Annotated in this window: 29 protein-coding genes; 17 read left to right on the top strand and 12 right to left on the bottom strand. The window is 70.8% G+C overall.

What is annotated here, in order from left to right; translation table 11 throughout:
- Positions 1 to 237: 237 nt before the first annotated feature.
- Complete coding sequence (gene ligD, locus GA0070619_RS30510; RefSeq protein ID WP_088951213.1) at positions 238 to 1,149, bottom strand: non-homologous end-joining DNA ligase; 912 nt, start codon at positions 1,147 to 1,149, stop codon at positions 238 to 240.
- A complete protein-coding gene (ligD, locus tag GA0070619_RS30505) occupies positions 1,139 to 2,080 on the bottom strand; it encodes a non-homologous end-joining DNA ligase (RefSeq protein ID WP_088951212.1) in 942 nt (313 codons plus the stop codon). Before ligD (GA0070619_RS30505) ends, ligD (GA0070619_RS30510) begins: the two co-directional genes overlap by 11 nt.
- A gap of 85 nt (positions 2,081 to 2,165) precedes the next feature.
- Here ligD (GA0070619_RS30505) and ku point away from each other — a divergent pair, with 85 nt between their 5' ends.
- The 6 genes from ku (at position 2,166) to GA0070619_RS30475 (ending at position 7,518) form a co-directional block, all read left to right on the top strand.
- A complete protein-coding gene (gene ku, locus GA0070619_RS30500; protein ID WP_088951211.1) occupies positions 2,166 to 3,194 on the top strand; it encodes a non-homologous end joining protein Ku in 1,029 nt (342 codons plus the stop codon).
- Between the two features lie 73 nt (positions 3,195 to 3,267).
- Positions 3,268 to 3,906, top strand: coding sequence for a DUF4241 domain-containing protein (locus GA0070619_RS30495; protein WP_088951210.1), 639 nt, complete (start codon positions 3,268 to 3,270; stop codon positions 3,904 to 3,906).
- Between the two features lie 111 nt (positions 3,907 to 4,017).
- Positions 4,018 to 4,734: an FKBP-type peptidyl-prolyl cis-trans isomerase gene (locus GA0070619_RS30490; protein WP_088951209.1), complete on the top strand. Its 717-nt coding sequence runs from the start codon at positions 4,018 to 4,020 to the stop codon at positions 4,732 to 4,734.
- Positions 4,735 to 4,923: 189 nt separating this feature from the next.
- Entirely contained in the window at positions 4,924 to 5,751 is an 828-nt protein-coding gene (locus tag GA0070619_RS30485; protein ID WP_088952153.1) for an SCO6745 family protein, read from the top strand.
- 32 nt (positions 5,752 to 5,783) lie between these two features.
- Positions 5,784 to 6,437, top strand: coding sequence for an HAD family hydrolase (locus GA0070619_RS30480; protein ID WP_088951208.1), 654 nt, complete (start codon positions 5,784 to 5,786; stop codon positions 6,435 to 6,437).
- A gap of 70 nt (positions 6,438 to 6,507) precedes the next feature.
- Positions 6,508 to 7,518, top strand: coding sequence for an NADPH:quinone reductase (locus tag GA0070619_RS30475; RefSeq protein ID WP_088951207.1), 1,011 nt, complete (start codon positions 6,508 to 6,510; stop codon positions 7,516 to 7,518).
- Between the two features lie 191 nt (positions 7,519 to 7,709).
- On the opposite strand, the gene GA0070619_RS30470 is transcribed toward GA0070619_RS30475, so the two are convergent.
- Positions 7,710 to 9,359, bottom strand: coding sequence for a fatty acid--CoA ligase (locus tag GA0070619_RS30470; protein ID WP_088951206.1), 1,650 nt, complete (start codon positions 9,357 to 9,359; stop codon positions 7,710 to 7,712).
- Positions 9,360 to 9,415: 56 nt separating this feature from the next.
- Here GA0070619_RS30470 and GA0070619_RS30465 point away from each other — a divergent pair, with 56 nt between their 5' ends.
- Positions 9,416 to 9,907: an NUDIX domain-containing protein gene (locus tag GA0070619_RS30465; RefSeq protein ID WP_088951205.1), complete on the top strand. Its 492-nt coding sequence runs from the start codon at positions 9,416 to 9,418 to the stop codon at positions 9,905 to 9,907.
- A 36-nt stretch (positions 9,908 to 9,943) separates the two neighbouring features.
- Here GA0070619_RS30465 and GA0070619_RS30460 read toward each other — a convergent pair whose 3' ends face one another.
- Positions 9,944 to 10,978: an aldo/keto reductase gene (locus GA0070619_RS30460; protein ID WP_088951204.1), complete on the bottom strand. Its 1,035-nt coding sequence runs from the start codon at positions 10,976 to 10,978 to the stop codon at positions 9,944 to 9,946.
- A gap of 126 nt (positions 10,979 to 11,104) precedes the next feature.
- On the opposite strand from GA0070619_RS30460, the gene GA0070619_RS30455 reads away from it, so the two are divergent.
- Positions 11,105 to 11,737 (top strand): TetR/AcrR family transcriptional regulator, encoded by a 633-nt coding sequence (locus tag GA0070619_RS30455; protein ID WP_088951203.1) that lies wholly within the window; start codon positions 11,105 to 11,107, stop codon positions 11,735 to 11,737.
- Positions 11,738 to 11,763: 26 nt separating this feature from the next.
- On the opposite strand, the gene GA0070619_RS30450 is transcribed toward GA0070619_RS30455, so the two are convergent.
- Positions 11,764 to 13,440, bottom strand: coding sequence for an MDR family MFS transporter (locus GA0070619_RS30450; protein WP_088951202.1), 1,677 nt, complete (start codon positions 13,438 to 13,440; stop codon positions 11,764 to 11,766).
- A gap of 174 nt (positions 13,441 to 13,614) precedes the next feature.
- A complete protein-coding gene (locus GA0070619_RS30445; RefSeq protein ID WP_088951201.1) occupies positions 13,615 to 14,154 on the bottom strand; it encodes a type 1 glutamine amidotransferase domain-containing protein in 540 nt (179 codons plus the stop codon).
- A gap of 155 nt (positions 14,155 to 14,309) precedes the next feature.
- Here GA0070619_RS30445 and rfaE2 point away from each other — a divergent pair, with 155 nt between their 5' ends.
- Complete coding sequence (gene rfaE2 / locus GA0070619_RS30440; protein WP_088951200.1) at positions 14,310 to 16,157, top strand: D-glycero-beta-D-manno-heptose 1-phosphate adenylyltransferase; 1,848 nt, start codon at positions 14,310 to 14,312, stop codon at positions 16,155 to 16,157.
- Complete coding sequence (locus GA0070619_RS30435) at positions 16,154 to 17,032, top strand: glycosyltransferase family 2 protein (protein ID WP_088951199.1); 879 nt, start codon at positions 16,154 to 16,156, stop codon at positions 17,030 to 17,032. Before rfaE2 ends, GA0070619_RS30435 begins: the two co-directional genes overlap by 4 nt.
- A 1-nt stretch (position 17,033) precedes the next feature.
- On the opposite strand, the gene GA0070619_RS30430 is transcribed toward GA0070619_RS30435, so the two are convergent.
- The 3 genes from GA0070619_RS30430 to GA0070619_RS30420 are packed head-to-tail and all read right to left on the bottom strand — an operon-like array spanning position 17,034 to position 19,197.
- Entirely contained in the window at positions 17,034 to 18,140 is a 1,107-nt protein-coding gene (locus GA0070619_RS30430) for a glycosyltransferase family 9 protein (protein ID WP_088951198.1), read from the bottom strand.
- Positions 18,141 to 18,148: 8 nt separating this feature from the next.
- Complete coding sequence (locus GA0070619_RS30425) at positions 18,149 to 18,694, bottom strand: Hsp20/alpha crystallin family protein (protein WP_088951197.1); 546 nt, start codon at positions 18,692 to 18,694, stop codon at positions 18,149 to 18,151.
- On the bottom strand, positions 18,694 to 19,197 hold the full coding sequence (locus GA0070619_RS30420) for a DUF2231 domain-containing protein (protein WP_088951196.1): 504 nt from the start codon (positions 19,195 to 19,197) through the stop codon (positions 18,694 to 18,696). Before GA0070619_RS30420 ends, GA0070619_RS30425 begins: the two co-directional genes overlap by 1 nt.
- A gap of 167 nt (positions 19,198 to 19,364) precedes the next feature.
- On the opposite strand from GA0070619_RS30420, the gene GA0070619_RS30415 reads away from it, so the two are divergent.
- Positions 19,365 to 19,982 (top strand): pyridoxamine 5'-phosphate oxidase family protein, encoded by a 618-nt coding sequence (locus GA0070619_RS30415; protein WP_088951195.1) that lies wholly within the window; start codon positions 19,365 to 19,367, stop codon positions 19,980 to 19,982.
- Between the two features lie 17 nt (positions 19,983 to 19,999).
- On the opposite strand, the gene GA0070619_RS30410 is transcribed toward GA0070619_RS30415, so the two are convergent.
- A complete protein-coding gene (locus GA0070619_RS30410) occupies positions 20,000 to 20,356 on the bottom strand; it encodes a VOC family protein (RefSeq protein WP_088951194.1) in 357 nt (118 codons plus the stop codon).
- A gap of 81 nt (positions 20,357 to 20,437) precedes the next feature.
- On the bottom strand, positions 20,438 to 20,842 hold the full coding sequence (locus tag GA0070619_RS30405) for a VOC family protein (RefSeq protein WP_088951193.1): 405 nt from the start codon (positions 20,840 to 20,842) through the stop codon (positions 20,438 to 20,440).
- A gap of 41 nt (positions 20,843 to 20,883) precedes the next feature.
- Here GA0070619_RS30405 and GA0070619_RS30400 point away from each other — a divergent pair, with 41 nt between their 5' ends.
- From GA0070619_RS30400 to GA0070619_RS30380, 5 genes are all read left to right on the top strand, one after another.
- Positions 20,884 to 21,435, top strand: coding sequence for an RNA ligase 1 family protein (locus GA0070619_RS30400; protein WP_157744114.1), 552 nt, complete (start codon positions 20,884 to 20,886; stop codon positions 21,433 to 21,435).
- A gap of 15 nt (positions 21,436 to 21,450) precedes the next feature.
- Positions 21,451 to 22,095, top strand: coding sequence for a class I SAM-dependent DNA methyltransferase (locus GA0070619_RS30395; protein WP_088951191.1), 645 nt, complete (start codon positions 21,451 to 21,453; stop codon positions 22,093 to 22,095).
- Between the two features lie 84 nt (positions 22,096 to 22,179).
- The gene (locus GA0070619_RS30390; RefSeq protein WP_157744113.1) at positions 22,180 to 23,037 is read left to right on the top strand and encodes a patatin-like phospholipase family protein; all 858 of its coding nucleotides are present in this window, start codon (positions 22,180 to 22,182) and stop codon (positions 23,035 to 23,037) included.
- 69 nt (positions 23,038 to 23,106) lie between these two features.
- Positions 23,107 to 23,433, top strand: a complete 327-nt coding sequence (locus GA0070619_RS30385) for a DUF6331 family protein (protein WP_088951189.1) — start codon at positions 23,107 to 23,109, stop codon at positions 23,431 to 23,433.
- 36 nt (positions 23,434 to 23,469) lie between these two features.
- Positions 23,470 to 23,859 (top strand): hypothetical protein, encoded by a 390-nt coding sequence (locus GA0070619_RS30380; RefSeq protein ID WP_088951188.1) that lies wholly within the window; start codon positions 23,470 to 23,472, stop codon positions 23,857 to 23,859.
- 44 nt (positions 23,860 to 23,903) lie between these two features.
- Here the strand turns inward: GA0070619_RS30380 and GA0070619_RS30375 are convergent, their stop codons facing one another.
- Positions 23,904 to 25,325, bottom strand: coding sequence for a hypothetical protein (locus GA0070619_RS30375; RefSeq protein ID WP_231927526.1), 1,422 nt, complete (start codon positions 25,323 to 25,325; stop codon positions 23,904 to 23,906).
- A gap of 348 nt (positions 25,326 to 25,673) precedes the next feature.
- On the opposite strand from GA0070619_RS30375, the gene GA0070619_RS32620 reads away from it, so the two are divergent.
- Positions 25,674 to 25,868, top strand: a complete 195-nt coding sequence (locus GA0070619_RS32620; RefSeq protein ID WP_157744112.1) for a hypothetical protein — start codon at positions 25,674 to 25,676, stop codon at positions 25,866 to 25,868.
- The last annotated feature ends 82 nt before the right edge of the window (positions 25,869 to 25,950 follow it).

Raw genomic sequence — 25,950 nt, 5'->3', positions numbered from 1 at the left:
ACAAGGTGATGCCAGGCGCAGCCAACACCCCCACCCCAGACCCTTTGCTCTGCATACCTATACGCAACGCTAACGCTCTGCGAGCACAGGTCCGGCCGCACCATCGGAGACCAGGAAGGAATCCGCAGCTCATCGTGGTGTTGCGTATAGGTAGGCAAAGCAAAGGGGGTTGAGGGGGCTGGGTGAGGCACTGGCGCTTGTCGCGCTCAGTCACGGACAGCCCGCCGCGCCGTCAGCTCAGAGGGGCAGTTCCGGGCCGCCGTCGAGCAGGGGGGCGAGCAGGTCGTCGTACTCCTCGACCCGGGCCAGGACCTCGGCGGCGGTGAACTGGCGGACGGCCGGCTTGCGGCCGCGGGCGCCGGCCTCGACCTCGTCCCAGGTCAGCGGCGTCGACACCGACGGCACCGACTGGGCCCGCAGCGAGTACGGCGCGACTGTGGTCTTCGCCGCGTTGTTCTGACTCCAGTCGATGAAGACCTTGCCCGGGCGGAGGTTCTTCGCCATCTTCGACACGATCAGCTTCGGGTGGGCCTTCTCCAACTCCTGGGCGATCCGTCGGGCGTAGTCGGAGACGAGATCCGACGACTGGGTGCCCGCGATCGGGCAGCAGAGCTGCATGCCCTTCTTGCCGGAGGTCTTCGGGTACGACTCGATCCCGTCCTCGGCGAGCCGGTCGCGCATCAGCACCGCCACCGGACAACACTCGGCGAGCCCGGCCGGCGGCCCAGGGTCCAGGTCGACGACCATCATGTCCGGGCGCTCGCCGACCTTCCACTGCGGCGTGTGCAGCTCCAATGCGGCCAGGTTGGCCAGCCAGACCAGGGTGGGCAGGTCGTCGGCGACCACGTAGTCGATGGTCTCCCGGCCCTTCGTCGAGCCGGGCGCCGGGAGGTTCTCCACCCGCACCCAGTCCGGGGTCGCGGCCGGCGTGTTCTTCTCGAAGAACGACTTGTCGTCCACGCCGTTCGGAAAGCGGATCCGGGTGACCGGTCGGTCCCGCAGGTGCGGCAGCAGCACCGGTGAGATCCGGGTGTAGTAGTCGATCACCTCACCCTTGGTGAAGCCGGCCGCCGGGTAGAGCACCTTGTCCAGGTTGGACAACTCCAGCGCGCGGCCCTCGACGTCCACCCGTAGCCGATCAGCCGGCATCGTCGACCTCCTCCGCGGGTTTGTCCGGGCGCAACCGCAGCACCCGGGGGAAGCGCAGTCGACCGTCCGGAGTGCGCTGGCCGTACTTCACCTCCACCACCACCCGGGGTTCTACCCAGATGGCCCCTCGGGCATCCTCGCGCGGCACACCCGGCGCGAACGGTGACGCGCCGGACCGCAGCGGCTCCAACTCGGCGAGGAGCTGCCGTTCGATGGCGGCACCGATCCCACCGCCGACCCGACCCCGGTAGATCAGCCGACCGTCCGGGCCGGGCACCCCGACCAGCAGTCCGCCGATCCGGCGCGCGCCCGGCCGCCAGCCACCGATGACGAAGTCGCCGGTCACCTCAAGCTTGACCTTCACCCAGTCCGGTGAGCGCACCCCCGGGCGGTAGACGGCACCGATCCGCTTGGCCATCACCCCCTCCAGACCGTGCTCACCGGCCGCCTCGTAGGTGGCCGGACCGTCAGCGAACGTCGGGGGCACCGCCCACCGGGCGCCTCCGAGCGCGAGGGCCTCCAGGGCCTCCCGGCGGCGCTCGTACGGCCAGCCGGTCAGGTCGTCGCCGTTCCACCGGAGCAGGTCGAAGATCATGTACGTCACCGGCATGACCGCCGCCAACCGGGCCGCCTTGTTCCGGTCCCGCACGTGCATCCGCTCGGCCAGCGCGGTGAACGACGGTTGCCCGCTCTCGCCGAGCAGCACCACCTCGCCGTCGAGCAGCGCGTCGTCGACCTGCTCGGGCAGGGTGGCCAATTCCGGGTACGCGGCGGTGATCTCCACGCCGGAGCGGGCATACAGGTGCTGACCACCACCGGAGATGTCGGCGAGCGCGCGGACCCCGTCCCACTTGAACTCGTACGCCCAGCCGTCACCGGCCGGGAGCGGCCCGGTCATCGCGAGCATCGGCTTGAGCGGCGCGCCAGGCACGACCCGACTGTAGTAGCAGGCCGAACAGCTCGCGTCCGGTTCTTTCGGATGCGAGCATGGTCGATACCGGGGAAGGGAGCGCAGGATGCGTGCCATCTGGAAGGGAGCCGTGTCGTTCGGGCTCGTCTCGATCGGGGTGAGGCTCTACTCCGCGACCGAGGAGAAGGACATTCGGTTCCACCAGGTGCACCGCGAGGATGGCGGTCGGATCCGCTACAAGCGCACCTGCTCGGTCTGCGGCGAGGAAGTCACCTACGACGACATCGCCAAGGGCTACGACATCGGCGGTGGCGAGATGGTGATCCTCACCGACGAGGACTTCGCCGACCTGCCGCTGACCAGCTCACGGGCCATCGACGTGTTGGAGTTCGTGCCGGCGGAGCAGGTCGACCCGATCCTCTACAACAAGGCGTACTTTCTGGAGCCGGAAGGCGCGGCGACCAAGCCGTACGTGCTGCTGCGCGACGCGCTGATCGACTCGGAACGGGTGGCCATCGTCAAGGTGGCGCTGCGCCAGCGGGAGCAGCTCGCCACGCTGCGGGTCCGTGAGGGTGTGCTGCTGCTCAACACCATGCTCTGGCCGGACGAGATCCGTACCCCCGATTTCGGTTTCCTCGACGAGGACCTCAAGGTGCGCCCGCCGGAGCTGGCGATGGCCAGTTCCCTGATCGACTCGATGACCGGTGAGTTCGAGCCGGACGTCTTCACCGACGACTACCGGGCGGCGTTGCAGGAGGTCATCGACGCCAAGGTGGAGGGTCGGGAGGTCGTGCAGCCGGAGGAGGTCGAGGAGGCGCCGGCCGCCGCGGTGGACCTGATGGCCGCACTGAAGGCGTCCGTGGAACGGGCCAAGGCCGCTCGCGGCGAGCAACCCGCGCGTGGCGGTGGTGGCGGCGGCGAGCCGACGCCCATCTCGTCGGCCCGGTCGGCGCAGAAGGCGGCCGAGAAGAAGGCGGCCAAGGCACCGGCGAAGAAGACCACCGCGAAGAAGACCGCCGAGAAGAAGGCGGCCGAGCCGGCGAAGAAGACCGCCACCAAGAAAACCGCCGCGAAGAAGGCGGAGCCGGCGAAGAAGACCGCCGCGAAGAAGGCCGCACCCCGCAAGAGCGCCTGACCGTACGGCAGCGACGGCGGTGTCCGCCGGGCCGGGTACGCTCCGCCGGCCGCTGGCCACCGGAGGAGCCCCCATGCCGTACACCCCTGATCTGGACCGGTTGCTGACGCCCGGTGCCCGCTTCACCGACCAGCACGGCGGATACCTGATCGAGGTCCACCCGGTGGGCGACGTCGTGTTGCCGACGGGTCAGGTGGTCGGGTGTGACCCGCTGGTCTGCCCGGAGGCCGAGCCGTTCACGGTGACCGTGCCGCCCGGTCGGCATCCCGCCCGCGCCTGGGTGGCGGTGGTGCTGCGGGAGGACGCCGAGGTGGACCGGCGGGTGGCCGCCCTGGAGCTGGTCGTCTCGGACGAGCCGACCACCCGTTGGGAACTGGCCGTCGCGGGCGACCAGGACGTCGCGACGCTCGGCGCGGACGACTACTTCGGGTACGGGGTCGACGCCGGCGCGGGCACCCTCGCCGACCCGACGGCGCTGGCCGTTCTGGAGGAGTGGGACGAGGACCGGGTCGAGGAGGTCTTCATCCCGAACGAGCTGCCCGCGTCGCCGGTCCCGGGGCTGATCACCGCCGTTCTGGACGAGGCCACCGGCGCCAACGTCGTCACCGTGGCCACCGGTTGGGGAGACGGTTGCTACGGCACCTGGATCGGTCGCGCCGCCGATGGTCGCGTGACATCGTTCGTGACCGACTTCATGGTCGTCCCGGAATAACCGCCCGCGAAGGCCCCGCAACTGCCTCGCTGGGCGATCCGAGGCGTCCGCGGCGGGCACGGTGGGCCGCGATGCGGGTACCGTGTGCGTCGGCTTTCCCCCCGGCACTGGGTGCCGGCCACACCTTCGCAGCAGGGAGTCGACGACGTGAGCGAGCGGACGCAGCAGAACCGGTCGGCGGGCGACCAGAGCCCGGCGACCAAGTCGGGCCGCCGGCTGGCGGCCCAGCTGGCGGCGAAGAAGGCTGCCGACGCGAAGCGCCGCCGCCAGGCGTGGGCGGGCGGGCTCGCCGGCGTCGCGGTGATGGCGCTGCTGATCGGCGGTTTCGTGTGGATCGACCGGAACCGGAGCGACGACAAGCCCGCCAACCAGGCCGGCGCGACCCCGTCCGCCTCGGCCCCGGCCCCCGATGCCGCCGCACCCCCCGCGCCGCAGTTGCCCGAGGGCTCCGACCCGGCGCTGGGCAGCAAGCCGACGGTGGCAAAGGGCACCGGCGACCTCAAGAAGCTCGCCGTCACCCCGCTGATCAAGGGCAAGGGCGCTGCCGTGCAGAAGGGTCAGACGATCACCACCAACTACGTGGGGGTGTTCTTCAAGGACGGCAAGGAGTTCGACTCCTCCTGGAAGGCCGGGCAGCCGGCCACCTTCCCGATCGGTGTCGGCCAGGTCATCCCCGGCTGGGACCAGGGCCTGGTCGGCGTGACCGTGGGCAGCCGGGTGCAGCTCGACATTCCGGGCGAGCTGGCGTACGGCAACGACGAGGCTGCCGCAGGTGGACGCCCGACCGGCCCGCTGCGCTTCGTGGTGGACGTGCTCGCCGCCCAGTGACCTGCCTGAATCGCCCCGGTTGTCCCCCGGTCGCGATGGAGTTGTTCACATGGGGCTTCCGACCCGTTACCCAACGGCAGTAGGTTCGGCGTCACCCCGGGCGGTCCGCCGCCCGGGGTGAGCATCGGGGACCGGGACGCGGAGGTGCACGTGACAGCGCTGGACGATCCTGGACGGACCGCTCGGTTGATGTGGACGCACTTCGAGCCGGTGCACGCGGTCACCTACTTCCACCCTCGGGCTCGTGCCGCGTACGAGGCGGTCGGGCTACGCGGCTACTGGCGGGGTTACTTCGCCGGCCGGGCCGCGCCGCTGGGCGCCACCGAGGCGGCCCCGGTGATCGCCGCGTTCTTCAGCTTCGCACCACCGATGGTTGCCCGGGCGCTGCCGGCGGTGTGGCGGTTGGCCACCCCGCAGGAGGCGCTGCGTGCCCGCCTCACCGGTGCGGTGCAGGCCCTCGCCGAGCTGACGTACGAGCTGCCGGAGACACACCTGGCGGAGGCCGCCGACCTGCTGGAGCGGGCCGCCTCGGCGACGCAGACCGCCGGCCGGGTGCTCGGCGCGGTCAACGCCGCGCTGCCGGTCGGGGAGTACCCGCTGGCCCGGCTCTGGCAGGCCGCCACCACTCTGCGGGAGCACCGCGGCGACGGGCACGTGGCGGCGCTGGTGGCCGCCGGGCTGGACCCGGTGGAGACGCTGGCGTGGCGGATCGCGATGGACGGCTCGTCGCCACTGAATCTCCTGGGCCGGGGCTGGTCCGAGGAGCAGTGGCACGCCGCCCGCGAGCGGTTGGCGCAGCGGGGCTGGCTGACCGCGGACGGCACGGCCACCGACCACGGCCGGGCCGAGTTCCAGGCGGTCGAGGACGCCACCGACCGGGCCGCCGCGCACCCGTGGCAGGCACTGGGCCGAGACGACACGGATCGGCTCCGGGAGCTGCTGGAGCCGACGGCCCGATCCTGCCATGCGTTGATCCCGGCCGGCAGCCCGATCGGCCTGCCCGCACTGCCCGGCTGACCGGGCGCCCGCCCGTCGGGCAGGATGGGGCCGTGGCTGATGCGGTGGTCTTCGACCTGGACGGCGTGATCGTGGATTCCGAGCCGGTGTGGGAGGAGGTCCGCCGGGCGTACGTGGCGGCGCACGGCGGGACGTGGCAACCGGACACGCAACGTCGCCTGATGGGCATGAGCACCGGCGAGTGGGCCCACTACCTCAGCGGCGAGTTGGGCGTCGACCGCACGGCCGAGCAGGTCGCCAGCGAGGTCGTCGAGGAGATGACCCGGCGCTACCGGGACCACGTACCCCTCATCGACGGCGCCGATCAGGTCGTGCGCCGGCTCGCCGCGCGCTGGCCGCTGGGGCTGGCCAGCTCGTCTCCGACCCGGCTGATCGAGGCGGCGCTGGCCGCCACCGGTCTGACCGACGCGTTCGGCGCAACCCTCTCCACCGAGCAGACCGAGCGGGGCAAGCCCGCACCGGACGTGTATCTGAGCGTCGCCCAGCGCCTCGGCGTCGACCCGGCCCGCTGCGTCGCGGTGGAGGACTCGTCCAACGGGGTGCGCTCAGCGGCCGCGGCGGGTATGCGGGTGGTGGCGGTGCCGCACGGTTCGTACCCGCTCGACCCGGACGCCGCCCGACTGGCCGTGGTGACGCTGGGAGCGATCGGTGAGCTGACCCCGGAGCTGGTGGACGACCTGGGTTGATCGAGGCTGAGCGGGGTACCGCAGCCGGCGGTGCTCGGCGCGGATGCCGCGCATGGTGAGGAGATCACGGATGAAAGCCATCGTGTACGAGCGCACCGGCGACCCTTCGGTGCTGGAGCTGGTCGACCGGCCGGTGCCGGAGCCGACTGCGGGCGAGGTTCTGGTGCGGATGGCGGTCGCGGGGGTGAACCCGACGGACTGGAAGTCCCGCCGCAGTTCCCCGCCGAACGGGTGGCAGATTCCCGGGCAGGACGGCGCGGGAGTGGTGGAGGCGGTCGGCGAAGGGGTCGACCCGGACCTGATCGGTGAGCGCGTCTGGATCTGGGAGGCCGCCTGGCAGCGGCCGTGGGGCACGTCGGCGGAGTACACGCTGGTGCCGGTCCGCCAGGCGGTACGCCTCGGTGACGCCCCGTTCGAGCTGGGAGCTGCCCTGGGCATTCCGTTCCTTACCGCGCACCGCTGTCTGACCGCTGGCGAGTTCATGCCGGACACGCTGCGCGCCGGTGCGCTGGCGGACCACACGGTGCTGGTGCAGGGCGGGGCCGGCGCGGTGGGCAACGCCGCGATCCAGCTGGCCCGTTGGGCCGACGCCACGGTGATCGCCACGGTTAGCAGCGCGGAGAAGGCGCAGCTCGCGGCGGCGGCCGGCGCCTCCTATGTCATCAACTACCGGGAACAGGACGTGGTCGAGGAGGTCCACAAGATCGCCCCCGACGGGGTCCACACGATCGTGGAGGTCTCCCCCGCCCGCAACGCCTCGGTCGACGTGCAGGTGCTGCGGCACGGCGGCGCGGTCTGCATGTACGCCGACAACGGCGGCGACGAGGTGAGCATCCCGATCCGGGCGATGATGGTGCCGAACGCCCGGTGGCAGTTCGTGCTGGTCTACACGGAGCCGAAGGCGGCCAAGGCGCAGGGCGTGAAGGACGTGGCGGCGGCGGCCAGCCAGGGTGGAATCCGGGTCGGTGCGGACGCCGGCCTGCCTCTGCACTCCTACGCCCTGGCCGAGACGGCTGCGGCGCACCAGGCGGTGGAGGACTCGGCGGTGGGCAAGGTGCTCATCACCACCAGCGACGCCTGATCGGGTCGCTGACCACCCGATTTCCCCGTCATCAGGACAGAGACGAACAAGTTTCGCAACAATGACGGTGCGGGGGTAACCCCGCGTGGAACGGGCGGCCCCGGCGCGGTGCGAACGCCGGGGCCGCCCCCTGGGGAGGGATCTTCCAGGAGTTACCCCTGCCCCAACAGGCGACAGTGCCTGGGAAAACGTTACGGGGCTGTCAGCTCCCGGACAGTCAGCTCACCCCCGGCGTACTGCGAACGGACGACCTTCTTGTCGAACTTGCCCACGCTGGTCTTCGGCACCGCGTCGATGAACGCCCAGCGCTCGGGCAGCTGCCAGCGCGCCACCGAGCCGGCCAGGAAGTCCCGCAGCTCCTCGGCGGTCACCGAGGCGCCCTCCCGGACCACCACGGTGGCCAGCGGTCGTTCGTCCCACCGCTCGTCCGGCACACCCACCACGCATGCCTCCAGCACCGCTGGGTGGCCCATCAGCGCGTTTTCCAGCTCGACTGAGGAAATCCACTCACCGCCGGACTTGATCACGTCCTTGGCCCGGTCGGTCAGCGTGATGTAGCCGTCCGGCGAGAGGGTGCCCACGTCGCCGGTGCGTAGCCAGCCGTCGCGGAACTTCTCCTCGTCCGGGGCATCGTCACCGACGTACCGGGCGGTCACCCACGGCCCACGGACCTCCAGCTCGCCCACGGCCCTGCCGTCGGCGGGCAACGGCTCGGCCAACGGGCCGACGATCCGCGCCTGCACACCCGCCGGCACCCGCCCCTGGGTGTAGCGGTAACGCCACGCCTGCTCCCCGGTCGCACCGGCGGGCGGGCGTGAGACCGACCCCAGCGGGGACATCTCGGTCATCCCCCAGGCGTGGATCACGTCGATTCCGAAGCGCTCGTCGAACGCGTGCATCAGCGCCGGCGGGCAGGCCGAGCCACCGACGATCACCTCGGTGAGCGAGGACGTGTCGACGTCGTGGCTGTCCAGGTAGGCGAGCAGATCGGTCCAGATGGTCGGCACCGCCCCGGCCAGGGTGGGCCGCTCGGCCGCGATCATCTCGGCGATCGGCGCGGCCTGGAGGAACCGGTCCGGCATGATCAGCGACGCGCCGGAGAGGAAGGCCGCGTACGGCAGACCCCAGGACATCGCGTGGAACATCGGCACGATGGCCAGCTCCCGGTCGGTCGGCCCGAGACCGAAGCCCTCCGGCATGCAGACCTGCAACGAGTGCAGGTAGATGGACCGGTGCGAGTAGGCCACGCCCTTCGGGTTGCCGGTGGTGCCCGAGGTGTAGCAGAGGGCCGCGGCGTCACGCTCGTCCACCTCGGGCCAGTCGTACACCTCGGGCCGGTCGGCGAGCAGCGCGTCCCAGTGGTGCACGGTGATCCGGTCGCCGGCCGCCGCCACCAGGGGCGCCGGGTCGCCACCGCCGACCACCACCACGTGCCGCACAGTGCTCAGCTCGCCGATCACCCGGGCCAGCAGCGGGATGAGCGTGCTGTCGACCAGCACCACCCGGTCCTCGGCGTGGTTGGCGATGTAGACGACCTGGTCGGGAAAGAGCCGGATGTTGAGCGTGTGCAGCACCGCACCCATGCTCGGCACCGCGAAGTACGCGACCAGATGCTCGTTGTTGTTCCACATGAAGGTGGCGACCCGCTCGTCGCCGGTCACCCCGCACTCGTCGCGCAGCGCGTGTGCCAGCCGGGCGGCGGTGCGACCCACCTCGGCGTACGTCATTCGGCGGGGCTCGGCGCCGGTCCAGGTCACCACCTCGGCCGTGCCGTGTACGCCTGCGCCGTGGTCGAGGATCCGGGAGACCTGAAGGGGGGCGTCCATCATCGTGCTACGCATGGGTAACAAGCTAGTGTCGGCGGTCACACGTTGGGAACCCCCGTAAGTTGTCGCAGGTGAGCATCTCCTGGGCCGACTCATACGTAGGGCAGTTACGCGCGATCGCCGGAGACCGGACGCTGATGTTCGTCGGCGCTCGTGCCGTGGTCAGCGACAACGCCGGGCGGATCCTGCTGATCCAGCGCTCGGACAACGGGCAGTGGGCCATGCCGGCCGGTGCGATGGAACTGGGCGAGTCGATCGCCGACTGCGCGGTCCGCGAGGTCCGCGAGGAGACCGGGTTGCGCGCGCTGCGGGTCTGCGCGTTCGCCCTCTACACCGGCCCGGACCGGACGAGCACCAACATGTACGGGCACACGTACCAGGTCTTCACGACGGCGTTCAAGGTGGAGGAGTGGGACGGGCAGCTCGCCCGGGTCACCGACGAGACCACCGACGCCGGCTTCTTCGCCCGGGACCGGTTCCCCGCCCCGCTCTCCGCCTCGGTCACCGAGACGCTGGCAGATCTGGACGTCTTCGAGCAGACCAACCGGCTCATCCTGAAGTAGGGCGGCCCCGGAGCCAGCGGCCCCGGGGCCGTGGCCTCACTGCGGGTGGCGGAGCCCCGCGAAGAACCCCTCCTGGATCCAGTTCGGGTACGCGACCGGCAGCTTGGTGGCCTCGTCCAGTTCGGTGAGGTCCTGCTCGGTCAGGGTGAGATCCGAGGCGGCGATGTTGTCCACCAACTGCTCCTGCTTGCGCGCACCGACGATCACGCTGGTCACCGCCGGTCGGGACAACAGCCAGGCGACCGCCACCCGGGCCGGGCTCACCTCGTGCCGCTCGGCGACACCCTTGAGCACGTCGACCACGGCGAAGGCGTGCTCCGGGTCGAAGGGGGTGAAGCTGGCGTACCCGGGCTGGGCGCTGCGCGCGCCGCTGTCGGCGACGGCGCCGTCCCGGCTGACCTTGCCGGAGAGGAAACCACCGGCGAGCGGGCTCCACACGGTCAGCCCGACACCCGCGTCGAGCGCCATCGGCACCACGTCGCGCTCCACGTCGCGGCCCAGCAGGGAGTAGTACTCCTGCACCGAGACGAAGCCGGCCAGCTTCTCCCGGGCGGAGATGCCCAGCGCCTTGGACATCTGCCAGGCGGCGAAGTTGGCGGCGCCGATGTAGCGGACCTTGCCCTGCCGGACCGCGTCGTCCAGCGCCCGCAGCATCTCCTCCATGGGGGTGACCTGGTCGAAGTTGTGGATCTGGTACAGGTCGATGTGATCGGTGCCCAGCCGGCGCAGGCTGTCCTCCAGGTTCTGCATGATGTGCAGCCGGGAGGTGCCCACGTCGTTCGGGCCGGGGCCGGTCCGGGAGTGCACCTTGGTGGCCAGCACCACGTCGCGGCGCCGCTTGCCGAGCGCCTGGCCGAGCAGCTCCTCGCTCTCGCCGTCGCTGTAGCCGTCTGCGGTGTCGATGAAGTTGACCCCGGCGTCCAGCGCGGTGTCCACCATCCGCTGAACGTCGGGCAGCGCCAGCCCGCCGAGGGTGCCCCAGAGGGGGTGTCCGCTGCCACCGAAGGTCATCGCGCCGAGCGAGATCTCCGAGACGTACACCCCGGTGGTGCCCAACAGTCGGTACTTCACGTGTCGCTCCTCGCGGTGCGGGGTCGGAGGCCGCAGTCGGGCGCTCCCTGGTCAGAGTGTCGGACAGTGTGTCCGGCAACGAGCGTACGTCGCCCACCCCGCACCCGCCCACCTAGGATTCCGGCTATGCCTTCGATCACCCGCCGTCGCCCACGCAACCCCGATGGGCGGGCCGCCGTCGAAGCGCGGGTGCTGGCGGCCACCGAGCGGCTCCTCCAGGAGGGGATCCGCTTCACCGACCTGGGCGTGCAGCGGATCGCCGCCGAGGCCGGGGTGGCGCGGTCGACCTTCTACACCCACTTCCGGGACAAGAGCGAACTGCTCATGCGTCTCGCCGGCACCATGCGGGAGAGCTCCTTCGGCCGCACGGGCGAGTGGAACCCCGCCGGTCCGGCCGATCCGCTCGCGTCGCTGACCGAGATCTTCGCCGACGTGATCCGGATATACCGGACGTACGCCCCGGTGCTTGCGGCGGTCAGCGAGGTCGCCGCGTACGACGAGGTGGTCCGGGAGTACTGGGCCGCAGGCCTGGAACAGTTCGTGGCGCGCACCGTGCAGGTGCTCCGCGCCGAACAGGAGGCCGGGCGCACCCCCGCGGGCATCGATCCGGTGACCGCGAGCCGGCTGATCGTGATCGGCGGCGACCGCTTCCTCGCCGATCACGTCAGCGCCACCTCGGCCGACCCCGACACCGACGCGTCGGCTGCGAGAGAGTTGGCCGCGACCTGGTGGTACGGCGTCTACCGCCGCCCCGCCTGACCGACCCGGACCGACACCAACCTCGCTCAGATCATCGTCTGGGACTTGGCCTCCATGTCGGCGGCGGCCTCTTCCTTGGACTCGCGGGTCAGCGGCTTGCCGCCCGGTGCCGGGGCCTCACCGCCGAGCGGGTCCGCGCCGCCGGTCGCGCCCTGCGGGCCGGCGCCCCGCAGTTGCGTGTTGGGCAGCGTCAGGGTGACCACCACCGCCACGATGGCGATCAGACCGGCGGTCAGGAAGACCATGTCCAGCGCGTCGACGAAGGCGCCCTGGATGGCCGCGCGGACCGGCCCCGGCAGGGCCAGGATGGTCGCCGGGTCGTTGATCGAGATGTTGGTGCCACCACTCGCCGCCACCGCGGCCTGCTCCTGCGGCGGGAGCTGCGCGATGGCACCGGGCAGCCGGTCGGACAGCCCGCTGGCCAGCCGGGACGACAGCACCGTGCCGAGGATCGCCACCCCGAACGAACCGCCCAGAGACCGGAAGAAGGTCGCCGAGGAGGTGCCGGCCCCCAGGTCGCGCACGGAGACAGCGTTCTGCACCGCCAGGATCAGCGACTGCATACACAGACCCAGCCCGACGCCGATCACCACCATGAACCCGAAGGCCACCCAGAGGGAGGTGGCCACCTCCAGCTGGGTGAACAGGAACATGCCGACCAGCAGGGTCACCGAGCCGGCCACCGGGAACCACTTGTACCGGCCGATCCGGGTCATCGCCCGGCCGGTCAGGATCGAGGTGATGATGATGCCGGCCATCATCGGCAGCATCAGCAGACCGCTGCGGGTCGGCGAGGCGCCCTTGACGATCTGCAGGTACAGCGGGATGAAGATGATCGAACCGAACATCACCAGACCGATGATGAGCAGTGCCGAGTTGGCCAGCGCGAAGGTGGCGCTCCGGAACAGCCGCAGCGGCAGGATCGGCTCGGCGACCCGGGCCTCCTGGAGGACGAAGAGCACCCCCAGCACCGCACCGACGACGAAGAGCCCGATGATCACGCCGGAGCCCCAGGCGTACTCGTTGCCGCCCCAACTCAGCGCGAGCAACAGCGAACTCACCCCGGCGACTAGCAGGCCGGCGCCGAGCCAGTCGATCGAGTGGTCCCGGCGTTCGAAGGGGATCAACCGCATCACGTGATAACAGACCACGATGGCCAGGATCGCCAGCGGCACGTTGATGTAGAAGATCCACCGCCAGTCGGTCTCCGCGAAGTAACCACCGACCAGCGGCCCCGCCACCGACGAGATCCCGAAGACGGCGCCGAACAGACCCTGGTAGCGACCACGCTCCCGGGGTGACACCACGTCCGAGATGATGGTGAACGCGAGGGTCAGCAGACCACCGGCTCCGAGACCCTGGATGCCCCGGGTGACGATCAGCTGGGTCATGTTCTGGGACAGCCCGGCCAGCAGCGACCCGACCAGGAACGTGCCGATCGAGAAGAGGAAGACCGGTCTGCGCCCGTACAGGTCGGCCATCTTGCCGTACAGCGGCGTGGACGCGGTCGAGGCGAGCAGGTACGCGGTGACCACCCACGAGTAGTGGTTGATCCCGCCCAGCTCACCGACGATGGTCGGCAGGGCCGTACCCACGATGGTCTGGTCGAGCGCGGCCAACAGCATGCCGGTCATCAGACCGAACATGAGCAGCCGAATCTGCTGACGATTCAGCACCGGCGCGCCGGAGGCTTCGGTGGTCATGTGGCCTTCTATCCCGGACAGCGCGGAACATGCGCCCAACCACAAAAAACCACCCCACCCGGACCCGATCCGGAGCGTTGATCATGAAGTTATCGCCACGACACGCCGAGTCGGAGGACGCTAACTTCATGATCAACGCGGAGGGGGTAGGGGTGGGGTGGGTGGGTGGGGTCGTCAGGCGGCGAAGACTTCGGTGATCTTCTGGCAGAAGGCCGGGAGGTCGTCGGGCTTTCGGCTGCTGGTCAGGTTGCCGTCGGTTACGCACTCCTCGTCGACCCAGGTCGCGCCGGCGTTGGTCAGGTCGGTACGCAGGGTGGGCCAGGAGGTGATCCTTCGGCCCCGCACCACGTCCGCCTCGATCAGCGTCCACGGGCCGTGGCAGATCACCCCGACGGGCTTGCCCGCGTCGAAGAACGCCTTCACGAACCGCACCGCGTCCGGGTCGCCACGCAGGAAGTCCGGGTTCGCCACCCCACCGGGCAGCACCAGAGCGTCGTAGCCGGCGGCGTCCGCCTTGTCCGCGGTCACGTCCACGTCGTACGTCTTCGACTGGTCCAGATGGTTGAAGGACTGGATGGAGCCGGGCTTGAGCGAGACCAGCTCGACCGTCGCGCCGGCGTTCTCGACCGCCTCGCGCGGCTGGACGTACTCGACCTCCTCGACGCCGTCGGCGGCCAGGAAGGCGATCCGCTTGCCCTGCAGTTGCGCTGCCATCTCGGTACATCTCCTTTCCGGGGTTACCTCAATTCCCTTCCCGCCTCCGGACGTCCGAAACGGCCCAGCCGGGCGGTAAGGGCACGGTGGTGACATGACCGCAGGTCAGGCGCGGGTCAGGTTTGGCCCGGAGGGCGGTGGGGACCCGGGGAGGCATGGCAGGAGCAGCAGCGGAACAGCGCCGGCTCGCCACCGTCGTGGAGAGCTGGCTCGGGCGCCCAGTCCTGATCGTCGGTGACGCCATGTTGGACGAGTGGCGCTTCGCCGACTCCGACCGGCTCTGCCGAGAGGCACCAGCTCCGGTCCTCACCCTGCGCAGGCGGATCTCCGCCGCAGGTGGCGCCGCGAACACCGCGGTCAACGTCGCCGCCCTGGGTGGCCGGGCGGTGCTGGTGGCACCGGTCGGCGCCGACGTGGCCGGCGACGAACTGCACGACTGTCTGGACCGGGCGGGCGTCTGGGACCGGACGGTCAACCAGCCGGGACGGCCCACCCCCGTGAAGCGGCGGATGCTCGCCGGCAACCAGATCCTGCTGCGCGAGGACTCCGGCGACCCGGACGACGCACTCGACCCGGAGGGCGTGACCCGGCTGCTCACCGCCCTGAGCTGCGCCACCGAGGAGTTGCGCGCCGCCGCCGGTGGGGAGGCGCCGACCCTGGTGGTCTGCGACTACGGTCTGGGTGCGCTGCCCGCACAGGTCCGCGCGTGGCTCGTCGAGCAACGCGAGCGGTACGCCACTGTCGCGCTGGACGCCCACGACCTCGCCGACTGGCGGGGGCTCGCGCCGACCGTCGTCACCCCCAGCTTCGCCGAGGCGACCCGGCTGCTGGCCCGGGCCGGCGGCACCAGCCGGACGACCACGGGGACCGAACTGCACCTGGAACACCCCGACGGCGACCCGGCCGACGGACCGTCCGAACTGACCGTCGGTGCCGCACCCGGTGGGGTACGCGCCGACGACAGCACCGCCGACCCGGCCCCGGAGCCGTCGCCGTCCGATCGCTCCGGGCCGGTCGGTGAACCCGTCCCAGGCGAGGGTCGGGTGGCCCTCACCGGCGACGGACTCAGCGTCACCGGCACCGGCGTCACAGTGAACACCCAGGCCGGGGAGGGCGTCGACCGGGCCGTCCTGGCCGAGTCGCGGCTGGCCGAGTTGCGCGCGCACACCGGTGCCGACGTGGTCGCGGTGACCCTCGACACCGAGGGCGCGGTGGTCGGTGGCGCCGACGGGGCGCCACGACGCAGCCACAGCACGCCGGTCCCGGCGAGCCACGCCGTGGGCGCCGGCGACGCGTACCTGGCGGCGATGACGTTGGCCCTGGCCGCCGACGCGCCGCTGCCCACCGCCGCCCAGCTCGCCCAGTTGGCGGCCACCATCACCGTCTCCGACACCGGCACCTGCGTGTGCCGGCGGGAGGACCTGCTCACCGCGCTCGACCAGCCGACCGAGACCACGGGCCATGCCGCGCTCGTCGACACCGACGAGTTGGACGCGATCGTCGCCGAGTACCGCGAGGCGGGACGGTCGGTGGTGTTCACCAACGGCTGCTTCGACGTGCTGCACCGAGGGCACGTGCGCTACCTGGAGCAGGCACGTGCGCTGGGCGACCTGCTCATCGTGGCGGTCAACTCGGACGGCAGCGTACGCCGGCTGAAGGGCGCCGACCGTCCGGTCAACCCGGTCGAGGACCGGGCTGCCCTGCTCGCCGCGCTCGCCTGCGTGGACCACGTCGTGGTCTTCGAGGAGGACTCGCCCGCCAAGCTGATCGAGGCGGTCCGGCCGGACGTGTACGTCAAGGGCGGGGACTACCCACCGGAGCTGGTCCCGGAGGCACCGCTGGTGCGCCGGCTGGGCGGCCAGGTGCGCACCCTGGGGTACGTGCCGGACCGGTCCACCTCCGCGATCATCGAGCGGATCCGGTCACACAGCCAGGACCCGTCGGCGCACCCCGTCGACCGGGAACCCGACCCGTCGCTGAGCACCCGCACCCAGGCGTCGTGAACCGCCCCCTCGTCCTCGGCACGCCGGAGGAGTTCCGCGCCGACCGGCTGCTCGACGTGCTGATTCCGACCCGGAACCGGCCCGCCGAGCTGGCGGTCACCCTGGGCGGGCTCGCCGCGCAGGACGGCGTACCCGGTTTCGGGGTGGTGGTCAGCGACCAGTCCGACGGAGATCCGGCGTACGCGCATCCCGCCGCGGCCACCATGGTCCGGGCGCTGCGTCACCGGGGTCACCCGGTGTTGCTGACCCGTCGGCTGCCCCGGCGGGGGTTGGCCGAACACCGGGCGTACCTGCTCGCCGCCTCGGCCGCCCGTTACGTCCTCAGTCTCGACGACGACATCTGGTTGGAACCGGGGGCGGTACACCGGCTGGTGTCGGCGATCGGCGAGCTGGGCTGCGGGTTCGTGGGCAACGGCGTGCACGGGCTCTCGTACGCCGACGACGTGCGGCCGGAGTCGCACGGGCACTACGAGGAGTGGATCGGCCCCCCGACGCCGGAGCGGATCCGCCCGGACACTCCTGAGTGGAACCGCGCCCGGATCCACTCGGCAGCCAACCTGCTGCACATCACCCAGCACCTGGCGCTGCCCCCAGGGGCGTGGCGGGCGTACAAGGTCTCCTGGATCGGCGGGTGCGTGCTCTACGACCGGGCCAAGCTCGTCGACGCCGGTGGCTTCGACTTCTGGCGTCGGGTGCAGGAGAAGCACCAGGGTGAGGACGTGGCCGCGCAGCTCTCGGTGCTGGCCCGGCACGGCGGGGCGGGCATCCTGCCCAGCGGCGCGTACCACCTGGAGTCCCCCACCACTGTCACCGACCGGGACGTGGAGGCGTGGGAGGTCGTCCTGGCCGACGAGGACAGCCCTCAGCCGGCCTGAACTACGGGATGAGCAGCTCCCGGGCGGCTTCCAGCACCTCGATCACCGGAACGTCCGCCACGAAGGAATCCCGGTGCGGGCACTCGCCGTCACCGGGCCGGTGCGGGTAGATGCCGGGTGTGCAGTCCACCCCGCAGACCGGGCAGTGCACCATCCAGGAGCAGATCGGCCGGTGCCGGCCGCGCAACGGATTCGCCGTGTTGATCAGGTTGCCGACCCAGAAGATGCCCACCGTGGGCGCGCCCACCGCGGCGGCCACGTGCAGCGGGCCGGTGTCGTTGGAGACGACCAACTCGCAGTCGGCGTAGCAACCCAGCAGCCCACCGAGGCTGAGCGTGCCCACCTGCGGCCGCACCGGCACCCCGGCCGCCGCGACGACGCGGTCCACCACCTCCTGCTCGGAGGGTGTGCCGGTGACCAGCACCTCGTAGCCGTCGCCGTGCAGCTCACGGGCCACCTCGGCGAAGCGTTCGGCGGGCCAACGTCGGCGGGTGTCGCTGGCCCCCGGGTGCAGCGCCACCCGGGGTCGGCTCGCCGGGCCGAGCACCTGGGCGGCCTCGGCCCGGTCGGCGTCGGTCACCGCCAGCGTCGGCACGATGGTGGTCGCCGGTGCTCCCACCAGCGCCACCACCTCCAGGTAGCGGATCACCTCGTGCTGGTAGTAGACGTAACGCAACCACCGGTCCAGCGGCGGCGCGTCGTCGGCGCGCAGGCCGACAGTCACCCGGGCGCCGAGGCGACCAATGATCGGGTTGGAGTTCGCGCCGCCACCGTGGATCTGCACCGCCAGGTCGAAACCCTCACCCGTCGCAGCGGCCAGGAAGTCGTCCATCGACGAGTCCGCCTCGCCCGGGTCGGGCGCACGGATGCCGGGGGCCGGCGGCACCACCAGCACCCGGTCCACCGGGCCGGGCCGGTCGCGCCAGAGCTTCGCGTGCCACGGCGCGCCGAGCAGCACGATCTCCGCCGACGGGTACGCGGAACGCAACGCCTCCAGCGCCGGCAACGCGAACACGAAGTCGCCAAGTGCGTTGGCGCGCAGCACGGCGATCCGCCGCACGTCGGGAAGGCGCTCGGCGGTCGGGCCGAGCAGTGCCGGGGTGACCACGCAGGCCGCTACGGCCGGTCGATCTCGGTGTCCGGGCGGTGCAACTCCCGGTCCGCGGCGGGATCGGCCGGCATCGGCGTACCAGTGGAAAAGTCGCCGGAGCGCGGCCCGGTGCGACCGACGGTGATGGTGCGCGGCGCGGGCCGGGTCGCCCGGGGCAGGCGGACCCGGAGCAGGCCATGGTCCATGACCGCGTCGATGACGTCCGGGTCGACCCGCGACGGCAGGTTGATGCGGTATTCGAAGCCCCGGGTCTCGAAACCGCCGGGGATGCCCTGGTCGGCGTTGACCTCCGCCTCGGAGCGGGCCCGCACGCACAATTCGAGGTCGTCCAACTCGACCGCCACCTCCTCCGGTGCCACCCCGGGCAGCCGGACGACGACCTCCCAGCCGTCGGCGGTCTCAGTCAACTCGACGTCGGACGCGCCGGCCCGGCCGCCGACCAGGCGACTCAGCTCGGCGCGCAGCGACTGAAGCTCACCCATCGGGTCCCAGCCCTGCTGCCGGCCACCCCGCCAACCCCGGCCGAAGCCCCCGGACTGCTGCTCGCTCATCACACATCTCCGATCCGCTGAGCGGCCGCGGGCGGCCGTAGGGAGCTGGGCGCGTCCAGGCCGGCATCGCGGTCGACGCCCACACCGAGCCGGTCGACCAGCTCGCCGCCGAGCCAGGCGCTGATGCCGAGGATCGCCAACGCGACAATCTCGACGACGAGCAACGCGCCGCCAGCGGCGCGGGAGTCGGCGTTGAGCCGGACCACCCAAATCGCGGCGAAGAGCAGAATCACCGCGAGGTTGGCCCCCGCGTGCAGCAGGCCCACCCGCTTGGCGCGGGTGCCCGTCGGGATGGCCAGCAGGTCGAACGAGCCGGCCACCGCGGCCAGGAGGCCGCCGATCAGGCCGACAGTGATGTTCCAGTACGCGACCTCGCCGAGCAGGTCCGGGCCCCCGACGGTGTCCACCACGTCGAACAGCACCGCCGTGGCCAGCAGCGCGACCGGGAACATGACCAGCATCGGGTGGACTGGGTGCCCCAGCACCTTGAGTCGGCTCTCCATCTCCCGGCCTCCACTGGTCGGCGTCCTGCGAACGGTCTCGTTGCGGCGGGCGCGTCGGATGAGGCCGTACCCCCGGCAACCGGGCACAAACCTCGCGCTGGTCACGGCGGCCTAGGCTGACAAATGGTGGTGCCCGCCAACGGGTCAACGCCTGAGGGAGGATCAACGTGACGGTGGAGATCACTTCGCACGAGGAGTTACGCGAGCTGCTCGGTGTGCCGACCGCGCGGGCCGCCAACAAGGAACGCAACCGCCTGCACGAGCGGGACCGCGAATGGCTCGCCGCCTCGCCGTTCTGCCTGGTGGCCACGGCCGGCGCGGACGGCAGTTGCGACGTCTCCCCCAAGGGCGACCCGGCCGGGTTCGCCCTGGTGCTGGACGACACGACCGTCGCGTTGCCCGAGCGGCCGGGCAACAAGCGGGCCGACGGCTACCGCAACATCCTCGACAACCCGCACGTCGGGCTGCTCTTCCTCATCCCGGGGCGGACCGACACCCTGCGGATCAACGGGCGCGCCCGACTGGTGAGCGACGCGCCCTGGTTCGACGACATGGTGGTCAAGGGGCACCGGCCGGTGCTCGCCGTGGTGGTGGAGATCGAGCAGATCTTCTACCACTGCGCGAAGGCGTTCCTGCGGTCCGCGCTGTGGCAGCCGGAGACCTGGCAGCCCGACGCGCTGCCGTCCCGAGCACGCCTGATCAAGGAGGTCGAGGCGCCGGTGGAGAGCCTCGAAGACCTGGAACGGCACTACGGCCCGGAGTACGCCAGGAAGATCTACGCCTGACCCCAGCCGGCGGGCGGTCAGGCCGCTGGCGTCACCAAGCAGATGACATGGCCGTCCGGATCGGTGAGCACCGACTGTCGTTCACCCCAGGGCTGATCAGCTGGCGCGTCAACGACCTGGGCACCGGCCTTCACCGCCGCAGCGGTCGCCGCGTCGACATCCGACACGAGGAAGCTCACCGCGACGCCGGCCAAACCGGGCGTGGGTGGGCGTTCGTGCAGCAGAAGCTCGACCCCGGAATCCGGAACGGCCAGGGCCACCATCTCGCCGGCACTGTATTTCTCGGTCAGCCCCAACGCATCCCGGTAGAGCGCCAGCGCGCGCTCCCGATCCGCCACCGACACGATGATCCGCCGCAGCCCTCGTACCGTCACGAGGTGACCTTAACGTCGGAGGATCGATCCGGCGTTCCCGGCAGGCTGTATCCGACGATGGAACTCTGATCCTGCGGAACGTCACTCGGGGGTGACCGACACCATCCACAGGTGACCGTCGGGATCGGCGAACACAGCCGCGTACCCCCAGGGTTGGGCTTGCGGCTCGGTGACCACCTCGCCGCCGGCGGAGCGCGCCCGCTCGACGATCGCGTCCGCGTCGGCGGACGAGGCGACGCCGAGGCTGAGCACGCACTCGCTCTGCCCCCGCGCGGCGACCTCGTGCCGGCCGATCACCCATCCGAAGCCCCCGGTCGGGACCAGCATCAGCCGCAGACCGTCGTTGACCACGAACTGCAACGGCTCCGGGAGGCCGTCGTCGGCCAGCTCGCCGACGGGGTCGAGGCCGAGACCGTCGCGATAGAAGTGGTACGAGGTGGCGCGATCGGCGATGGGCAGGCTGACGGTCATCGGTACGAAGGTCATGGGCGGACGCCTCCAGATCGTCGGACGGGCACCGTCGCAGCATGACCGCTCCGGACCCGGTTCGCGAGGTCACGATAAGACGTGGCGGCCGATATCGCCGCTCCTTCATGCTGTGCGGAGCCGGCGACCAACGACTGACCGCCACCCGGAAGTACGACGGCGAGCGCTGGTGGGCCCGGCGCGAGGTGAAGCCGGGCAGGGCCACACCAGCGGGGTACCAGCCGGTCATGACCGATGAGGTGACCGGCAAGACCGTCGGCTGGGAGCCGGTCGAGCAGTCGTCCTTCGCCACGTTCCACGCCGAGGCTCTGGACGCGATCGTCGACGCGGATCGGTTCGCCGGCCCACAGCTCGGCGCGACCTACGAGCTGGTCGGGCCAAAGGTGAACGGCAATCCGGAGCAGGTCGCGAGCCACCAGCTCATCCGCCACGGCTTCTGCACGTCTGGCGACGACGACGAGTTGGAGAAGGCACCGCTGGACCACGACGGGCTGCGCGCATGGCTCCTGGCTCACCCGGACTGGGAGGGTGTCGTCTGGCATCACCCGGACGGCCAGATGGCGAAGCTCAAGCGTCGCGACTTTTCCCTCTGATCTAGCGTCTCCGAGGTGGACGTTGACGGTTGGTTGGCAGACACCCGCACCTCCTACGACACCGTCGCGGTCAGCTACGCACACCTGGTGAGCGGCCTGCTGGCGGAGGCACCGCACGAACGGGCGGCGCTGAGGCTGTTCGCCGAGCTCGTGGATGGCGTCGGTGGCGGGCCGGTCGCGGATGTGGGCTGCGGGACGGGGCGCATCACCGCCCATCTGCACACGCTCGGCATCGACGCCTTCGGGATCGACCTCTCACCCGGGATGATCGCCGTGGCCCGCCGCGATCATCCCGGCCTGAGGTTCGAGGTGGGCTCGATGACGGATCTCGACCTGGCCGACGGGTCGGTCGCCGGCCTGATCGCCTGGTACTCGCTCATCCACATCCCCGACGACCAGCTCGGCGCGGTGTTCGCGCACTTCCGGCGGGTGGTGCGTCCCGGTGGTCCGCTGCTGCTCGGCTTTCACGTGGGCGACGAGACGACCCTCAAGACGGAGGGGTACGGCGGCCACCCGATGAAGGTGCACGTCCATCGTCGGCAGCCGGCCCAGGTGGCGGCCTGGCTGCACGACAGCGGATTCCGGGTCGAGTCGCAGACGACTCTCACCTCACCGGAGAGCAGGCTCGGCGGCATCATCTTCGGACGACGAGAGCCCTGATCATCGTTGCCAGCCCTCCGGGACCCTTGTTAGCCTGGAACTGCGAACGTTGTTAGCGGTTTGACCGACCTGAATGAGGAACTGATGACGGACGACGCGCGGCCCGTCTGGGTGCTCGGTGGCGGCGGAGTGACCGGCATCGCCTGGGAGGTGGGCGTCCTCGCCGGACTCGCGGACGAGGGCGTGACAGTGACCCCGGAGGCAGTGCTCATCGGCACGAGTTCCGGCGCCGTCGTGGGAGCACAGATCGCCAGCGGAACACCGCTGGCCGAGCTCTACGAACGTCAACGCCAAGGCGCGGCCCACGAGACCTCCACCGCACTGGGCCTCCTCGACCTCCTGCGCCTCGCCCGAGCGCAACTGTTCGCCCGGACCCCCGAGCAGGCCGCTCGCCGCCTCGGTCGCCTCGCCCTCGCCACGCCCACCCCCGACCCGTCGCGGCAACACCGGACAGCCGAAGCCCGCCTGCCGGATCACACCTGGAAGGACGCGGACCTGCGCATCGTCGTCGTCGACGCGGAGTCGGGCAGCAGCCGCACCATCACCCGGCACGACGGTGTCTCCCTCGTGGACACCGTCGCCGCAAGCTGTGCCATGCCGCTCTCCAGCGCGCCGGTGATGATCGACGGACACCGGTACATGGACGGGGGCATGCGCTCGACTCTCAACCTCGACCTCGCTCCCGGGGTCGGCCCGGTGGTCGCCCTCGCGCCCAGCACCGCCGCCATCGGGCCGTGGGCGCGCATCGCCAAGCAGCGGGCCGCACTGGGCGAAACCCGCCGGGTGGAGCTGCTCCTGCGGGATCCAGCGTCCAGACGAGCGCAGGGAAGGAACGTGATGGACAGGTCCGTCGTGCCCGCGCTTGTCGCCGCCGCCCGAGAGCAGGGTCGGCGTGAGGCGTCACGTGTGGCTGCCGCACTTGCCACCACCAGCCACTCGTAGGCCGGCCCGTCGCGGCGTTAGCATCGGCTACGCGCCAGCGTTTCGGCGGGCTCAACCGAAGGAGCGGCGATGGCGGAAGTATCGGTCGAAGTGCCATCGCCCCTGAGCAAGTGCATCATCTTCTGCGAGGTCGAGTGCGTCCGCGGGTGCTGCGGGATCGACGCCGTCTCCACCGATCCCGCGCTTATCAAGGCGTGGTGCCATCAGGTCGGGTCGGATGCGGTGGTCGAGGCTCGGGTTCAACTTGCGGAGCTGATCGAGGTGATCGAGGGCCGCTCACATGGACTCACGTCCACCTTCCTGAACCACCGCACGCACGACGACGCCGCACGGCGTGAGTTGCTGGACTTCCTGGCTGCCCTCGAAACAGGGCTGGCCGCTTGCGATGCCGCGTGAGCGACTACGGGCACCGGAACCGAGAACGGCGGGAGTGTGAAATTGAGCCTCGATATCCGGGTGTGGATACCGGACGGCGACGCCTATGCCGGTCGGCAGATTGTCGTGGATCCGCCGGGAACCAGCACCGGAGTAGGAGCTGAGAGCTTTCGTTACAAGCTGTGGGGTTCCGCAGCCGCTCGGCGTCTCGGCGCGACGTTTCTGCCGCAACTCGGTGACATCACGGTCGAGAACCATGCAGAACTCCAGGTCCCGCCCGACCAGCTCGATGTCTTCGAGCAGGAGTGCGTACTCCTGGAAGAGAGCGTCGAGCGACTATCCGCCGCGACTGGGTACGACGCGGATCGCATCCTCCATTACCTGACCAATATGCGCGACGCTGTGGCGCGCGCGAGAGCGGTACACGGCGGCATCATCATCTGGTAGCGGCATCAGGGACGACCGGCTCGGCGGCCGCGCCCACCTCGGTGTCAGCCCGCGGTCATCCTGTCCAGGATCTGCTCCATCTGATCGACCGTCAGAGCCCGGTTGGCCGCGGCGGCCTCGGCCAGTTCAGGATCATTGAGAAGCGCGACGATCCGCGGTGCCGGGAGGCGTGGGCTGCTTGCCATCGCCTGTCGCACGCTGGCGTCGGGGTCGGTGCTCAGTCGGTCGACAAGTTCGGGGTCGGCGTCCGGGTCGAGGGCGACGAGCCGTCGTACCGCCGGGTCGGGGTCGTCGGCGAAGCGGGCCAACCCGTCGGTAGGAAACTGCGGAAGCTCGCTCAACCGGTCCCGGCCGCAGCAGTGGTACTCGAGGAAAGAGCGCAGCAGCAGTGCTGGCGGTGCAGCCGGGTGGTGCTGGGCGAGCAGGACCCGGACACCCAAGTCGGAGTCGTCGGCGAGTATGGCGACGACTTCCGCCGGCAACTCGGCGTTGCGGGCCGCTCGGCGGCGCAGCAGCGGATTGACCGAACGGGCCCACGGCAGCGCATCGGCGAGCGCCGGTACGGCGTCGTCGGGAGGCAGGATCCATCGGCAGCGGACGTCCCCAGAGCCGAAGTGCCCATCACCCGGGGCAGTGGTCGTGTCGATGTCGATGCTGGCCCGCTGCGGCTCGGTGAGGCCCGGATGCGTGGAGACCGCGGTTCGGACCTCGACCGCTGGGTCAGTGGCGAGCCTGAGGAGCTGATCGCCGCTCAGGTCGACGCGACCGGCGAGTCCCTGCCGGACCGACGGGTCGGGGTGACGCAGCAGCGTCTCGACCACGTCCGGCGGGACACTCGGGTTCTTCGCCATCACCTTCAGCGCAGCCGCGTCGCCGGTGGCGAGCACCTGATCGATCAGCGCCCGGGACAGTGGGCGCTGCAGCACGTACCAGAATGCGTGACCGTGCTGGTCCGGCAGATCCGCAGGCTCCATCACCTGCTGCCGGTGCGAGACGGACGCCACGGCGGCCGCCCGCACCTCGGGCACCTCATCCTCCAGCAGCGCCTGGCGCGACCGCTCGTCCAGTCGGTACAGGGAACCGGCCGCGTACCGGCGCACCCCCGGTCGGGGGTGCGCGGCGGCCAGCCGAAGCAGACGCCGGTCGTACCGCATTGCGTTGAACAACTCGCCGATCAACTCCTCGCGGCTGAACGGCAGGTCGGAGGGTGGACGGTCGAGCTCGGTCAGCAATCTGACCAGCACGTCGTCAGGCAGCGATTCCTGACCAGGCCGGCCGAACGCGCGCATTCTGACCCGCCATTCCGGGTCGGCCAGCAGTTGGGCACGCGACGGTGCGTCGACCTGCGGGTGGGTGGCGAGCGCGCTGCGGATCCTGGGCAAGGGATGATGCAGCATCGCATCCCGCACCGGCGGCGGCAGCTCGCGGCGGCGTTGCAGCCCCTCGCACACCTGCTCCGGCCACATTTTCACCAGCCGGAGCAGCAGGTCGGTAGGCGCTGCCGGGTTCCTCGCCAGCCCGCCCAAGGTTCGCGGAGACGAACACCGATCCAACGAAGCGTCGCCGGTCATCGGCTGCACCCTACGCCCACGCCCGTCGTCGCGGCGCCCGCTCATCGGCATAGCAGGACCTTTCGTGACGGGCACGGCGGGCTCAATCTGGCGCCTTGGACCATTTGGACCCGTCCAGATCTAGGTGGTGAGCCTTTCATCCCTTGTGGAGGGATTTGAGCAGCGATCTGCGCCGCAGTTGCTCATTGCATAGACGAGGACGTTCATCTTCCTTGCCTTTCCGTCCGCTGACGGTAGCGACGCTTGACAACCGCGCTGCCGCAGTTCCTCGTCGACAAGCTGGCCGCGCACGTCGCCGGGAAGCGCCGGGACGCGCTGGCGTTCACCGCCCCGAATGGCGGCCCGCTCCGCAACACCAATTCCGAACGCGGGTCTTCGCGCCAGCAGCAGCGTCAGTCGGGCCGACCCGGGGGTGCCACGCCGGGCTGTGTTCGGTGACGACCTGGACGCGGTCGCCAACCGGCTGGACGAAGCGGTCGCTGCACGGAACAAGGACTATTCGAGGACTCGGCCGGCCAGC

This window comes from Micromonospora zamorensis, from assembly GCF_900090275.1.
In the GTDB taxonomy this organism is placed as follows: domain Bacteria; phylum Actinomycetota; class Actinomycetes; order Mycobacteriales; family Micromonosporaceae; genus Micromonospora; species Micromonospora zamorensis.
Note: the sequence above shows the minus strand (reverse complement) of the source record. Positions and strands in the feature narration are given on the sequence as shown.

Excerpts from the sequence above, each read along its gene's own strand:
- ligD (WP_088951213.1), bottom strand. The coding sequence starts at position 1,149 with ATGCCGGCTGATCGGCTACGGGTGGACGTCGAGGGCCGCGCGCTGGAG.
- ku (WP_088951211.1), top strand. The coding sequence starts at position 2,166 with ATGCGTGCCATCTGGAAGGGAGCCGTGTCGTTCGGGCTCGTCTCGATC.
- GA0070619_RS30495 (WP_088951210.1), top strand. The coding sequence starts at position 3,268 with ATGCCGTACACCCCTGATCTGGACCGGTTGCTGACGCCCGGTGCCCGC.
- GA0070619_RS30485 (WP_088952153.1), top strand. The coding sequence starts at position 4,924 with ATGTGGACGCACTTCGAGCCGGTGCACGCGGTCACCTACTTCCACCCT.
- GA0070619_RS30475 (WP_088951207.1), top strand. The coding sequence starts at position 6,508 with ATGAAAGCCATCGTGTACGAGCGCACCGGCGACCCTTCGGTGCTGGAG.
- GA0070619_RS30470 (WP_088951206.1), bottom strand. The coding sequence starts at position 9,359 with ATGCGTAGCACGATGATGGACGCCCCCCTTCAGGTCTCCCGGATCCTC.
- GA0070619_RS30455 (WP_088951203.1), top strand. The coding sequence starts at position 11,105 with ATGCCTTCGATCACCCGCCGTCGCCCACGCAACCCCGATGGGCGGGCC.
- GA0070619_RS30450 (WP_088951202.1), bottom strand. The coding sequence starts at position 13,440 with ATGACCACCGAAGCCTCCGGCGCGCCGGTGCTGAATCGTCAGCAGATT.
- GA0070619_RS30445 (WP_088951201.1), bottom strand. The coding sequence starts at position 14,154 with ATGGCAGCGCAACTGCAGGGCAAGCGGATCGCCTTCCTGGCCGCCGAC.
- rfaE2 (WP_088951200.1), top strand. The coding sequence starts at position 14,310 with ATGGCAGGAGCAGCAGCGGAACAGCGCCGGCTCGCCACCGTCGTGGAG.
- GA0070619_RS30425 (WP_088951197.1), bottom strand. The coding sequence starts at position 18,694 with ATGAGCGAGCAGCAGTCCGGGGGCTTCGGCCGGGGTTGGCGGGGTGGC.
- GA0070619_RS30420 (WP_088951196.1), bottom strand. The coding sequence starts at position 19,197 with ATGGAGAGCCGACTCAAGGTGCTGGGGCACCCAGTCCACCCGATGCTG.
- GA0070619_RS30405 (WP_088951193.1), bottom strand. The coding sequence starts at position 20,842 with ATGACCTTCGTACCGATGACCGTCAGCCTGCCCATCGCCGATCGCGCC.
- GA0070619_RS30400 (WP_157744114.1), top strand. The coding sequence starts at position 20,884 with ATGACCGCTCCGGACCCGGTTCGCGAGGTCACGATAAGACGTGGCGGC.
- GA0070619_RS30390 (WP_157744113.1), top strand. The coding sequence starts at position 22,180 with ATGACGGACGACGCGCGGCCCGTCTGGGTGCTCGGTGGCGGCGGAGTG.
- GA0070619_RS30385 (WP_088951189.1), top strand. The coding sequence starts at position 23,107 with ATGGCGGAAGTATCGGTCGAAGTGCCATCGCCCCTGAGCAAGTGCATC.
- GA0070619_RS30375 (WP_231927526.1), bottom strand. The coding sequence starts at position 25,325 with ATGTGGCCGGAGCAGGTGTGCGAGGGGCTGCAACGCCGCCGCGAGCTG.